Consider the following 13,090-nt stretch of genomic DNA (forward strand, 5'->3'; position numbering starts at 1 on the left):
GAGCTGCGCCGCGAACTGCTGGCCGGTAGTGCACCTGGTCATGAGTGGCCGCTGTCCGCCGGCGTATTACTGGTGGGCTCGCTCAAGGGCTTGAGTTTCGTCCGGGAGTTGGTCGGCCTATGACGCTACTCCTCGACGGTGAACAGATCCGCGGCATCGGCCTGAAGGTGACGGCCAGCCTGCGCATCGACAGCGGCGACCTGTCTGGCCAAACCAGCAACAGCGACACCGCGCACAACGGGTTCAAGCCGAAGACGCTGACCGTTGCGCTGACGATTCGCTACAAGGAAGCCGAGCAACTGCGCACGCTGATGAGCTTGGCCGAAGCCACGGAAGGTGGTGGCCAGCTCAAGACCTATCGAGTCGTTAACGACACTGCTGCGGCCTTCGGTGTGCGCCAGGTGCAGTTCACGGACGGGGTCAGTGCTCGCGAAGACGACACCCTGGCCGCCTGGCGGATCCAGTTCACCCTGGCAGAAAAGCTCTCGAACCCTGAGCGCGTGGAGAGCCGCCGCGCCGGCAACGCGGTGACCCAACAGTCTGCCCCGGGGCAAGCTGTGGGCGGATCCACCGGATCGGCCGGCACTGACGGCAGCGAGCCAACCCAAGGTCTGACCGGCTTCGAGGCCACCCTAAAGAAAGTCGATCAATGGCTGGGTGGCGGCGCATGAGCATGAAACTGCACAAGGTGCTGAGCATTGACGGCACGACTTACCCGATCGTCCAAGACGATGTGCGCCTGACACTGAGCAGCCCCGGCCGGGCGGCCTTCACCATCCAGGCACCGGCCGCCGTAAAGGGCTTGGTCACCCTGGACCTGGGCTACAACGACAACCCGCTGCAGCGCCATTTTCTCGGGTACGTGGAGCGCTGCACCCAAGCCAACCAGGTGGAGCAGGTGCTGGTCTGTCGCGAGATGGCCGGCATTCTGGCCCGCCCACTGCCGATGAATCTGCGTCATGCCGACCTGCGCACGGTCCTGGGCGAGATCAGCAACCAGACCGGCCTGAAGTTTCGCGTGCCGGACCAACCCTACACCCGGAACAAGGTCCCGTTTTTCTACAACCTGGCCGGCGGATATCAGGCGATGGACACGCTGGCCAAGGTGTTTGCCATCGATGACTACATCTGGCAGCAGCAGGGCGACGGCGAGGTGTTCGTGGGCAGTTGGGCACACAGCTTTTTCGGTGCTCGATCGGCGCTGCAGTTGCCGGTGGGGCTGTTCAATGACTACCAGGGCAACCAGAGCGCCATGATTGCGGCGATTCCCGGGCTACGTCCTGGTGCAACCATCAACCAGGGCGAGCGCATCACGCATGTGACGCTGTCCGGCAACCAAATGGGCATCCGATGGAAGACGTGATCGTTCGCGCCGTGGAGCGCGCATACCCTGAGCTGCCCGGTGGTTACCACCTGCCGCGCTTCGCCCGGGTTGTCGGAGTGGCCGATGCCCCGGCCGGCGCCGGGATCTGCGATGACTTTCGTCCACGCTTCGCCGTGGACCTGCAGGTGCTGGGCGTCGACGGTGAGCCTGATGCAGAGCTACCGACCTTAGCCGGCGTGCCGCTGCCCGTACCTCTGGGCGGAGATGAGATGGGCTTCTTCGGGTTTCCCGAGGAGGGCACCATGGTGGTGGTCGGGTTTGCCTATGGGCTGCCGCACAAGCCATTCATCCAAACGATCCTGCCACACGGATTGAGCCTGCCCAAGGTGCCAAAAGGTGACCAGGTCTGGCAGCACAGCGAAGCGTCTCAGCAGCGCGTGGAAGCCGATGGCAGCTGGTTACGCCAGACCGATGGACGGATCCGCGACGAATCGATCGAGCGCGAAGTCCAGAGCCTGAACAACACCGAACGACACCAGAGCAGCACCCTGCAGATCGATGACCACTCGACCGAGTCGGTGGGCGGCATCAAGACGATCGAGGCGCTGGGCGCGCTCAAGTTGCTGTCGGCCGGATCCGCCAGTTTGGCGGCGGTAGACGACCTGCACCAAGCCACCGGCCGCGACCTCAACCTGGTAGTGGGCCGCAAGTACAACGCGGCGATCGGCGGCGATCTGCTGGAGCGCATTAAGGGCGTCCGCAAAAGCGTGGCACCCATCAACTGGATCGGCTCCGAGAGCGTGAACGTGCTGCAGGTGCTGTGTGACGTGATCGACCTGGTGATCCAGATGAACACCGATATCGCTAGCCACCAGCACGCATCGAGCCCAGTCCCCACCAACGCGGCGAGCTTCGCCGGTCATGCCGGAACCGGCACACAACTTTCTGGGCAGCTCAAGCCCATCACCGGAGCCTAATTTGGAACTCAAGAATTTCTTTGCCCAGGACGACCAGGGCAACAAGCTGCCAGGTGCCACTTGCCATCTGTACCACCGTGGAGCCGAAAGCCTCGCCACAGGCCTGCAGAAAGCCAACGGTGTCGCGCTGTTGAACCCTTTTACTGCCGACCATAACGGCCTGGTTCAACTTGCCGCGCCCAACGGGCTTTATGATCTTCGGGTCACCAGTGGCGGTCGAGACTACCGGCTACCCGTGCAGTACATCGATGTTGCTGAGCACGTTGCTTTGGCACAGGCAGCGTCGACGATGGCCGCGATTGCCCGAGATGCAGCGCTGTTGGCTAAGGGCGTTTTTACCAGCATGGCGAAGGCGCTGCAGGCCACCGTTAACGATGAATATTTCAGTTTGGTTTCGTCCGACCCAAATGAAGCTGTGATTTTGTACAGAAACAATGCGGGCGTTCCGGTAGCGGAAAAACGTTACGCCAGCGCAGAAGCGGTTGAGCGAGCCACGAACATCGCCCGTCGAGCGAATTACTTGCTGTCAGGTCGTGCGACCAAGATTACTAAAGTGGGCAGTACCAAGGATTGGTCGGTGAGCTGGGGCCGGCTGTACATCTTCACTGGGACCGGCAAGGCCCAGGCCTACGTGCAAGCGGTCACCGACCTGGTGGTGCCGGATGGCAAGTGTGCCTATGTCGATCTGGCCGAGCCGTTGGTGGGCGGTGAGTACGTCGTGCACGTCTCCGCGCTATCGCTGTTGACCACGGCGAATCCGCCGGGCTCATACATCGACGACAGCAAGATCATCCTGTTCACCTGCATGAATGACATCATCGGTGGCGAACTGTACCCGCAGTATCAGGCGGTGGCCGATGGCGCGGTGTCTCGTGCGTCCCTGAGTCTTGCCCAGCAGAACGTCGTCGATCGGGCGGGCTGGCATGTGGTGGGTAAGGCCACCAAGCTGCAGCCGCTGGTTAGCACGCCAACCTCTTACACGATCAGTTTCCCTGAGCTGATTGTCACCGGCGGGGCGACCTTCGCGGCCAAGAAGGTCGCGCCGGTGGTTGATACAAACGTAGCGGTGGGTGAAGCCCTGTATGTCGATCTCGACGGTGCGCTGAATGCCAACGGCCAGCTGGTGGCGCAAGTGACCAGTGGAGGCTTTACGGCGGGCATGACGACCACCGGGGCGTTCATCTCGGATCGCAAGGTGTACCTATTTATCAACGGCACGTCGGGGCTGGGCGGGCCATTGGCGCAGCAACAGATCTCGCTGGGCTTCATTGATGACACCCTGAAGAACCGTAGCGCCCGTGCCGCCTATCAAGTCGTCGGTGATCTGAGCGCCTTCGCGATGAATGGCTCGACCGGCGTGCTGTCCTTCAATGACCTGCGTGTGCCGCGTGGCGTGGGCATCACCACATTGGTGGTGGCGGGCATGACCGATGTCTCTGTTCCGCTGGGCCAGGCGTTATTTGTCGACCTCAGCTCGGCGCCGGTGGGGGGCAAGTTGGTGGCCCAGGTTACGACCGGGGGTTACACCTCAAACTCGGGCAACATCAGCACCGGTGCGTTTATCGACGACACCAAGGTCTATCTGTTCATCAACGATCAGCTGGGGCATGCCGGAGTGCTGGCCGGGCGCAAGCCCACCAACGTCAACGTGTACCTGGGTGAGGTGTGGCTGAAGACGACCCCCACCAACATCATTTTTGATCCGGCCACCCGTACCTTGTCCTGGGACAACTACCTGATTCTCCCGATGCTGGGGGGCCAGGGCCGGATCAAACTGGCCGCCGGCTCCTACACCTTTTCCAATACCACGTTCAACGTCGCCTACCTAGACCTGAGCGCCACGGTGACTACCGGCGATACCCCGGCCAGCGCCGTGAAAGGAGGCCAGTACTACGACGCCACCAATGCCGAGCGCTTCCGGGGCTCACCGAGCCAGCTTCCACTGTTCTATTGGAACGGGGCCACCGACTTCGGTTCGCTTGGCGGCTTCCCCCCGGCCTCGGCCCCGGGGGCCGGCGTGCCGTCCGTGCTTGCGGCCGACGACGTAGTGGTCAAAGTCGGCAACAACACCGTCAGCGTGTTCGTCAAAGGGGCTAAGTCGGGGTCCAAGAAGTACCTGGAGCAAACCATTGGCTATGAAAATAAGCCGTTCGATCCAACGGGCGCCGACGCATTCGGCAACTCGGACCTGTGGCGCCTCAAGCACCAATATGAGTGCGACCTGACCGCCTCGACCATGAGCTTTACCCGCACCCGCGCTGGCCAGGCGCTGCTCAATGGCGGCGAGCTGACCTGTGCGATCAAGCAGAAAGGCGCCAACGACTATATCGGCGGTTACCACGGCGATGAAGTCAAAACCTATGCGGTGCTGTTGCTCGATGGTGTGGAGATTCCGTTCAACACCGTGGCCACCTATGTCGGCAAGCAGCTGACCCTGGTGCAGCATTCCAAGCTGTTCAAGTGGAACACTCAGGAGGAAGTGGCGACCCACTCGAAACGCGAGACCCTGAGTCACGCCGATGGCGGCCTGAAAATCGACATGGTTCAGCAAGTGAAGTGGTCGCAGGTTCTGGAGCTGGAGGCGGCAATGCTGACAATGCTGCCGATCAAGCGGCTCATCGCGGATACCACCGGTGAGGTCATTACCAACGCCGCCATGCGCGCGCCGTATGCCTCGAAAGAGGACGTTTCGATCACGGGCTTTGACCAGGTAACCACTTTGGGCTCGTTGCCGGATTGCCAGCTCTGGGGGCCTACCGGCATCTCAGCAAGCATACAGATGCTCAGGCACCCAGGCTTTGACGATTGCGGCTTTTATATCGCCAGTCCGCCGAACTACAACAAGCCCTATTACAGCGTGGCCGGCAGTAAAGTAAGCACTATGGGCGGCGTCACACACCTCACTACAATCGGTGAAACGTGGGATGTGGAAAGTGTTATTAGGATGACTACCGCAAATTAATAGTCAGCCATCCTGAGCCCGCCTTGAGCGGGCTTTTTTTCGCCCAGCCTTTCTAGTGGCCAACTGTTTCTTCCATGCCGTAAATACCCATAAAACGAATCTTTAGAAACTCATTGTTCCTGATAAGAGTTTGGATCTGGTGTTCTCTAAACATGACTGACCTGGCGTTAATAGACCCATCCCAAGTTTGGAATAGAAACTGCTCAGCTGCCTCGTGGCCAATTCCCCACCATTGCTCAACGAAAACGTTGAGGAACGACGTCATCACTATGAGGGCTTCCTTGGCATCCCGGTTAGTGTAGAGCTCAGGGTCGTCACCCAAAAGTTTCGGCTTCTGGCTCCGCCCTTTCTTGGGCTCGGGTTTAATTACGCTGTGTTTGATCTGTTCGCCCGGATTGTTCGAAGTGTTCACCTGCACGATTTTGGGCGTGACCTTGGGATGAACCATGGCATTTCGATTCGAAATGAGGTTGTCGACATTTTGGACGTGGCGGTCACCCAGCATTAGTTGATTGTCTGTATGCCACTGCAGGACAAAGTCGAACTTGTCTAGGGTCGAGAACTTATCGAACTTCTTCTTTAACTTTTCGGTTACTTCGATGGACTCCAGAAAAGAGTTAGCCGCCGCCTCGATCGCATAGTTCACGGAAAGTATTGAAGCCTTCGCCAGGGCGTTCTGGAGCACCTCGTTGCCGCAGTCCACTGCTGCTTCATACAGGACGATAGCGTCCGAGAAGATAGGCAGGAAGTTGTTATGTCTCACGGTCACGTTGCGAATCATCTTGCCTCTCTATCTCTTCTCGCGCTGCGACCCATGGCAGGCGTCGGCACAGCGTATCACTCCGTCCCACATGCCCAGTGGCTCTCTCGTCATGGAAAAATCCTGCGCACAAGAAAAAAACATCCGAAAAAGCACTTATCCCCCTCCCGCCGACGGGCTTTGTGTCCTTTTTTTGTGCAAATCCGGATGTAGTGCAAACGATCCTGCAGCCCAGGCGGGCCGTGGGCCTCTGCAGGGGATCGGCCATTGCACAGAATGCAAAGTTTTGAAAGGAAATGCAGCGCGGTTGCATAACAGTGCGCGGGGCGGTCACGGACGGGGTAATGCTGGAACCCCCGGTTTCATTGGGCGAAAACTTTGAAAACTCGGGTTTCGGTGGGTTTTCAAAAACGCGCACGATCTTTTTCGGGCGGCAATTGCCCGTGCGCGGGGAGAGGCCGATTCCCCTGCATCCCGCGTGGGGCGAGGGGTTCAGCAGATATCCGGCGTTGCAGTGCGTTTCACGCTTGCCCAGCAGCTGCCAATCGAAGGTGAGGCAACTCGGCCATGTTCTGCAGGCGCGTGAATTCTTTGGTCACGATGGGAATCAGCAAGCGTTCAAGGGCGTCGCGCAGCTTCACAGCTTGGTCTTCGCTCAACCTCTTTACAGAACCCGTAAGTCCGCTGGCACAACACACTTTGTCGGGATGGATGCCTATATCGTCCATGGTTCCATCAATGTAGCCGAGCAGGTATTCCCGGCGCTTGAACAGGACCGAACTTTCAGGGGCTTCCTGGTAATCCCAATGCACCTCCCAAGCCGCGCCTTTCTTGATGATTTCGATGATGGGTACTGCTGCTCGGGATGCTGTCTTACGCATGCTTACTCTCCTCGATCAGTGCGCGCCGGGGCATTTTTAAGGATAGCTACGGGATGCCCCATTAAAGTTTTTTTCACCTGACCCCCAAATCCCTGTCAGACCATGGATATCTGTCAGCAAATGCTCTGGAGGCCCCGTGTTTACTGGGTTTGTGGGTCTGACACTGGGGGTGGATGTTTGTGTCAGTTCTGCCATCCGAAATATAAAACCCTTATAAATCAATGACTTGAAAAGTTGGAATCTGACACTGCTGTTTTGTCAGGTTTTGCCAGGTCGCTGACAACTTTCTGACATCAACAAAAACGGCTAAGAGGCTTGAATTAGAAGGGTTAGACAGTAGTTAGAATAGTAATCTGACAAAACTGACAGGCTTTTGAGGGGTCAACCCAAATTTTTATTCGCTTCGCATAGGGGGCGTTTCGTAATACGCGTACACACCGCAACGGCTCTTAAAATTCGGCCTATCACACCGCGACACTGCTACTTCTCACCCCTTCGCTACTGAGCTTTGGGCATGCTCGCTACGTGCCTTTCGGCCGCCACCTGAGCGCTTGTTACGTGGCTTGTTACGTGCGGGACAAAAAACAAAGGCCTGCATCGCTGCAAGCCTTTGATTTATATGGTGCCGGCACCAGGAGTCGAACCCGGGACCTACTGATTACAAGTCAGTTGCTCTACCAACTGAGCTATACCGGCGTGTTGGGCGACGATTATAGCGATTGGAATGGTTCTGTAAACCCCTGAATTCAGACTATTTTTGAGCGAGCCTCGGGTCAGGCTCGGCGCAGTGCTGTTCGGAGTTTGTGCAGGGCTTTCCAGGTGCGGCTGTTTTGGATGGCGTGCAGTTGTGCTTCGGCCTGCTCGGCGCGTTTTATAGCGGCGGCGAGGTGGTGTTCGGCGTCGCCGAGGGGGTGGCTGAATGTGTGGCCGCGGCAGAGCTGGAAGTTGTCCAGGTTGCAGGGCGGGATATCGAAGGCGGGTTTGAGGTTGAGGTGTTCTTCGGCCAGGTAGTAGGTGTTGAGGCCGTCGAACAGGATGGACTGGTAGCCGGCGTCGGTGAGCAGGGTTTCCCAGGTCTGGTTGCGCTCCCACGGGGTCTCGATGAGGATGATCCAGGGTCGCCACTGGCTGAAGTCCATGCCGCGCAGCACGGTTTCCTCGTGGCCTTCGACGTCGATTTTCAGGAAGTGGATGGGTCTGCCTTGGGCGTGTTGTTCGCAGATGGAGGTCAGGGTGTGCGATTGCACGGTGTGGCTGCGTACGTCCATGCCGGCGTCTTTACGCTGTTGGGCGACGGTGGGTTCAAGTGTCGACAGACCGGTGTCGGCGATGCTGTAGAACGTCAGGTCCTGGGCGTTTTCGCCGGCGACGCATTGCAGGTTGGTGTCTTTGGGGCGTTGTTCGCACAGGGCCTGGTGGTAATTGGCGACGGGCTCGACGTTGATGCCGGTCCAGCCATGGTCATAAAAAGCCTTGGTGACCGAGTCGTGGACGGGATCGTTGGCGCCTATATCGATGTAGAAGCCATTTTCGACGTTTCCGAGGGCGCGCCACAGGCGGATGTCTTCGAAGTTCTGTGCGTAGGAAATAAACGTCACGGGTCGCGTCCTTTGATTTGTTCTTCTAGTTGATGGCTGCGGGATCGGCGCTCTGTTTGCCTGTATAGCAAGGGTCGCGGTCGGGGCGCAAATGCCTGCTGGCGTGGTCCCGTATTCGGCGGTTATGTCCTTTTCGCCGATTGCTTATGCACAACGGGCGTGATGGCCGTTAGTGCTCATTACCGAATTTGTGGACCTGTTCTCATTAGTCCGCAAATGCCTGTTTTTAGGGTTTTTTATTCATGTGTACGAAAAATGAACACAGGTGTTTCACGGAGGAAACAGCTGTAAACCTTGGATCCATGATAATTCTATCAACAGAGTTATCCACAGGTTGCGCGCTTCAGCAGCGCTCACCCAGGATCAGCAGATTACGCGGAGTAAGGGGGCTTTCGCAGAAGGTTCCGAGCCGAACGGTGTAACCCTGCTCGGAGAGGAAAATGGCCCTGTCGAGGACCAGCCAGAGCTCCAGCGGCCGTCGGAAAAGTCCGCGCAGCAGCTCCAGGTTGCGCACCTGTGCCAGGCGTTGCCAGCCAGCGGCCTCGAGGGCAGGCCAGTCTTGGGGCCCGATTGTGGATAAGTCCTTTAGCGCGGCCAGGTGATGGCAAAATTCGGCGAAGGGTTTTTCCAGCCAGGCGCTGGGAAGAGACGGGGTGGGCAGGTATTGATCGACTCCGCGCAGCTGTCTTTGCAGCAGGTCGAAGCCCAGGCGGCGGGCCATGGAGGTGTCGCGCTGGTGGCGGACCCTGGCGCCGGCGGTGACGGTTTCGCTCGCGGGCAGCGCCAGGTCGTCCAGGGACAGCTGCAGGGTGGATTGCTGGCCCGGTGAGGAAATCGCCTGATGGGCTGTAAGACTGATCCGGTTGTAGCAGCAGGGCGCGATGGCCAGCTGTTTGCAGCCTGCGGCGCTGGCGAGTTGCATCAGCCTGACGTGCAGGTCTCCGCAAGCATGCAGCGCCACCGCGGTTTGCCCGCCGTTCAGCAGGGTAGCGGCGTCGGCGGCGAGTACATCCTGTTCGACATGCAGTGCGTGCAGGTGATGGCGTTGGCTGAGCGCCTGGCCGCTGGCCACCAGTGCCGGGTCATATTCGACGCAGGTGAGCTGTTGGCCTGCCTGCAAGAGGCGCCGACCCAGGTGTCCTTTCCCGGCACACCAGTCGAGCCAGTGTCTGGGGTGTTGGGTGAATTTTAATCGGCTGGCAAACGCTTCGATTTGCTGCCATTTGCGCCCCGGTACATCGACATTCAGGCGGTGCCCGGCGTTCTCCAGCGTATGAGTCGGCAACTCGCCGATGGCACTTAGCTGCAGTGATTGTGCGGCCAGCGAAGCGAAAGGCTCGGGCGCGTCCAGCAGGGCGGGGTGGTTGTGCGCGAGTTCGGCATCTTCCAATGATCGGCCGCGTAGCCACAGGGCCAGGTCTGGGCAGGACGCTTCCCAGGGAAGTTCGAGATGGGTGAACGGACGCGGCTTCCACAGCGCTTGATGCTCGATCAGAAAAGCATCCAGCGCGGCGAAGCGGGCGAGCAGGGCCTCGCCCGTCAGCGCCGGGCGATCAACGCCCCTGGCAGGCATCGACGCGTAGCCAGCGCTCCAGCAGCTTGAAGCCGCGAACCAGAACGAAGGCCATGAGCAGGTAGAACATGCCCGCAGCGAAGAAGATCTCCACCGGCAGGTAGGTCCGGGCAATGATGGTGCGGGCCATGCCGGTCAGTTCCAGCAAGGTCACGGTGCTGGCCAGGGCACTGGCCTTGAGCATCAGGATCACTTCGTTACTGTAGGCCGGCAGGCCAATGCGCGAGGCGCGGGGCAGGATGATGTAGAACATCGCCTTGGCGCGGGACATGCCGAGCGCCCGGGCAGCCTCGATTTCGCCCTTGGGAATTGCCTGGATTGAACCACGCAGGATTTCGGCGATGTAGGCCGCGGTGTGCAAGGTCATGGTCGCCGTAGCGCACCAGAACGGATCGCGCAGGTAGAGCCACATCGAGCTGTTGCGCACTGCGTCGAACTGCGCGAGGCCGTAATAGACCAGGAACAGTTGAACCAGCAGCGGCGTGCCACGGAAAAAGAAGATATAGGCGTAGGGGAATGCGCGCACGTACCACAGGCGCGATGACCGGGCGATGCCGAGCGGAATCGCCAGCAACAAACCGGCAATCACGGCAATGGCCACCAATTCCAGGGTCAGGGTTGCGCCTTGGGCCAGCTTTGGCAGCCACTTGATGATGACTTCCCAGTTCATTGGGTGCTCCTTGCGAACCCGCGGCTGGCGCGTTTTTCCATGAAGTGCATGCCGGTCATGGCGAGAATCGTCAGGCCCAGGTACATGAACGCGGCCACCATATAGAAGGTGAATGGTTGCTTGGAGACGGTTACGCCGATTTGCGCATGGCGCATGATTTCTTCCAGGCCGATCACGGACACCAGCGCCGTGTCTTTCATCAGGATCATGAAGAGGTTGCCAAGGCCCGGCAGGGCGATGCGCCACATCTGCGGCATGATCAGCTTGGTGAAGATGCGAAATTTCGACAGGCCCAGGGCTACGCCCGCTTCACGGTGGCCTTTGGGGATTGCCAGGATCGCGCCGCGGAACACTTCCGTGGCGTAGGCGCCGAAACACAGCCCAAGGGCAATGACGCCGGCGGCGAAGGCATTGAGTTCCAGGTCGGGGTTGCCGAAGAACTCGCCCAGTGCGCGCATCAGGTTGACCGTGCCGAAGTAGATCAACAGCACCCAGAGCAATTCCGGGATGCCACGCACCAGGGTCGAATAAGTGCCGCCAAGCCACTGCAGCGGCTTGTACGGGGAAGTTTTGGCCAAGGCGCCGAGCAGACCGAGCACCAGCCCCAGGCACAAGGCCGAGAGTGCCAGTTTCACAGTCATCAGCGCGCCAGCGGCGAGCGCCGGGCCGAATCCGTAGAGATCAATAGTCATGGATTTCTTTTCAAATCGCGGCAGGCAATGCCATGGCTGGCGCCGTCAGTGAGCGGCGCCTGCCAGGCAAGTCAGAATCAATAGATGCTGAAAGGGAAGTACTTGTCGTTGATCTTCTTGTAGGTGCCGTCGGCAACGATCTCTTTCAGCGCAACGTTCAGCTTCTCGCGGATCGCGTCGCCTTTACGTACAGCGATACCGATCTTGTCGCTTTCTTCCACGGGGTCACCCTTGAACTCGTAAGGGCGACCGGCTTCGCTTTTCAGCCATTCGTAGTTGACGTACTTGTCCGCCAGGATGCCGTCCAGGCGACCGGAGGTCAGGTCCAGGTAGGCGTTTTCCTGGGTGTCGTAGAGTTTGACTTCAACGTCTTCCATGTTGTCTTCCATCCAGGTGCCAGCGAGGGTCGCACGTTGTGCGCCGATCACTTTGCCTTGCAGGGAAGCCTTGTCGGTCTTGAATTCCTTGTCCTTCGGCGCGATGAATTGCAGTTTGTTGGAGTAGTACGGGTCGGTGAAGTCCACCGCTTGCTTGCGCTCGTCGGTGATCGACATCGAGGAGATGAGGAAATCGAATTTCTTGGCGTTCAGGGCCGGAATGATGCCGTCCCAATCGGAGGTCACCACGGTGCATTGGACTTTCATCTTGGCGCACAGGGCGTCGCCGATTTCCTTGTCGAAGCCGACGACGTTACCGCTGGCATCTTTGTTGTTGAACGGCGGGTAGGCCGCTTCGATGCCCATCTTCAGGGTTTCGGCCATGGCACCGGCGCTGAACGCCAGGGTGACGGCGGCAGCCAGGAAGACCTTCTTGTAGTTCTGCATGCGGGTAGCTCCGTTAGCGGTTGCTGGACATGAATTGTTTGCAGCGCGCCGAAAGCGGGTTTTCAAACACCTGCTGTGGCGATCCTTGCTCTTCTACCAAGCCTTGGTGAAGGAACACCACTTCGCTGGACACTTGGCGGGCAAAGCCCATTTCGTGAGTGACCAGCAGCATGGTACGGCCTTCCTCGGCCAATGCGCGGATGACATTAAGTACTTCCTGGACCATTTCCGGGTCAAGGGCGGAGGTGGGCTCGTCGAACAGAATCACCTTGGGCTGCATGGCCAGCGTGCGGGCGATGGCCGCGCGTTGCTGCTGGCCGCCGGACAGTTCGGCGGGGTAGGCGTGGCGCTTGTCAGCGATGCCGACCTTGGCCAGCAAGGCTTCGGCGACTTCGGTGGCTTCGGCCTTGCTTTGCCCGAGCACGCGGCGCGGCGCTTCGATGATGTTGTCGAGCACGCTCATGTGCGGCCATAGATTAAAGTTTTGAAACACAAAACCAATCTCGCTGCGCAGGCGGTTGATCTGCTTGCCATCGGCAGCGACCAGTTCGCCGTTCTTGGCGGCCTTGAGCTTGAGTTCTTCACCGGCCACCAGGATCTGGCCCTGGTGGGGGTTTTCCAGCAGGTTGATGCAGCGAAGGAACGTGGACTTGCCGGAACCGGAGGAACCCAGGATCGAGATCACATCGCCGTCGCGGGCGGTCAGCGAGATGCCTTTGAGCACCTCCAGCGAACCGTAGCGTTTATGCAAGTTGCGGATTTCAAGCGCGGGCGTGGCCTCAGCCATGTGCGTTCCTCATAGTGTGTTGCTCCTGCTGTTGGCGGCCTT

Annotated in this window: 12 protein-coding genes and 1 tRNA gene; 4 read left to right on the forward strand and 9 right to left on the reverse strand. The window is 59.2% G+C overall.

The features are described 5' to 3' along the window. Positions 1–119: 119 nt before the first annotated feature. From L9059_RS18110 to L9059_RS18125, 4 genes are read left to right on the forward strand one after another with little or no spacing between them, the layout of a single operon-like run. Positions 120–671, forward strand: a complete 552-nt coding sequence (locus L9059_RS18110) for a baseplate complex protein (RefSeq protein WP_247292331.1) — start codon at positions 120–122, stop codon at positions 669–671. Then, the gene (locus tag L9059_RS18115; RefSeq protein WP_247292332.1) at positions 668–1,363 is read left to right on the forward strand and encodes a hypothetical protein; all 696 of its coding nucleotides are present in this window, start codon (positions 668–670) and stop codon (positions 1,361–1,363) included. The genes L9059_RS18110 and L9059_RS18115 overlap by 4 nt, the downstream gene beginning before the upstream one ends. After that, the gene (locus L9059_RS18120; protein ID WP_247292333.1) at positions 1,351–2,301 is read left to right on the forward strand and encodes a hypothetical protein; all 951 of its coding nucleotides are present in this window, start codon (positions 1,351–1,353) and stop codon (positions 2,299–2,301) included. Before L9059_RS18115 ends, L9059_RS18120 begins: the two co-directional genes overlap by 13 nt. 1 nt (position 2,302) lies before the next feature. Further along, positions 2,303–5,263, forward strand: a complete 2,961-nt coding sequence (locus L9059_RS18125) for a hypothetical protein (RefSeq protein ID WP_247292334.1) — start codon at positions 2,303–2,305, stop codon at positions 5,261–5,263. Positions 5,264–5,315: 52 nt separating this feature from the next. Here the strand turns inward: L9059_RS18125 and L9059_RS18130 are convergent, their stop codons facing one another. The 9 genes from L9059_RS18130 to L9059_RS18170 all read right to left on the reverse strand — a co-directional run bounded on the left by L9059_RS18130 (position 5,316) and on the right by L9059_RS18170 (position 13,048). Further along, a complete protein-coding gene (locus L9059_RS18130) occupies positions 5,316–6,044 on the reverse strand; it encodes a hypothetical protein (protein ID WP_247292335.1) in 729 nt (242 codons plus the stop codon). A gap of 500 nt (positions 6,045–6,544) precedes the next feature. Further along, positions 6,545–6,904 carry a hypothetical protein gene (locus L9059_RS18135; protein WP_247292336.1) on the reverse strand — a complete coding sequence of 120 codons (360 nt, stop codon included), beginning with the start codon at positions 6,902–6,904 and terminating at the stop codon, positions 6,545–6,547. Positions 6,905–7,524: 620 nt separating this feature from the next. Beyond that, positions 7,525–7,600: transfer RNA gene (locus L9059_RS18140), tRNA-Thr, on the reverse strand. A 77-nt stretch (positions 7,601–7,677) separates the two neighbouring features. Continuing rightward, positions 7,678–8,502, reverse strand: coding sequence for an FkbM family methyltransferase (locus L9059_RS18145; protein WP_247292337.1), 825 nt, complete (start codon positions 8,500–8,502; stop codon positions 7,678–7,680). 343 nt (positions 8,503–8,845) lie between these two features. Then, positions 8,846–10,075: a methyltransferase gene (locus tag L9059_RS18150; protein WP_247292338.1), complete on the reverse strand. Its 1,230-nt coding sequence runs from the start codon at positions 10,073–10,075 to the stop codon at positions 8,846–8,848. Further along, complete coding sequence (locus tag L9059_RS18155; RefSeq protein ID WP_247292339.1) at positions 10,056–10,745, reverse strand: ABC transporter permease; 690 nt, start codon at positions 10,743–10,745, stop codon at positions 10,056–10,058. Before L9059_RS18155 ends, L9059_RS18150 begins: the two co-directional genes overlap by 20 nt. After that, positions 10,742–11,437 (reverse strand): ABC transporter permease, encoded by a 696-nt coding sequence (locus tag L9059_RS18160; protein ID WP_247292340.1) that lies wholly within the window; start codon positions 11,435–11,437, stop codon positions 10,742–10,744. The genes L9059_RS18155 and L9059_RS18160 overlap by 4 nt, the downstream gene beginning before the upstream one ends. Before the next feature lie 77 nt (positions 11,438–11,514). Beyond that, positions 11,515–12,261, reverse strand: a complete 747-nt coding sequence (locus tag L9059_RS18165; RefSeq protein WP_247292341.1) for an ABC transporter substrate-binding protein — start codon at positions 12,259–12,261, stop codon at positions 11,515–11,517. A gap of 13 nt (positions 12,262–12,274) precedes the next feature. Then, positions 12,275–13,048 carry an ABC transporter ATP-binding protein gene (locus L9059_RS18170; protein ID WP_247292342.1) on the reverse strand — a complete coding sequence of 258 codons (774 nt, stop codon included), beginning with the start codon at positions 13,046–13,048 and terminating at the stop codon, positions 12,275–12,277. Positions 13,049–13,090 lie beyond the last annotated feature (42 nt).

The organism is Pseudomonas violetae (genome assembly GCF_023072615.1).
GTDB lineage: Bacteria > Pseudomonadota > Gammaproteobacteria > Pseudomonadales > Pseudomonadaceae > Aquipseudomonas > Aquipseudomonas violetae.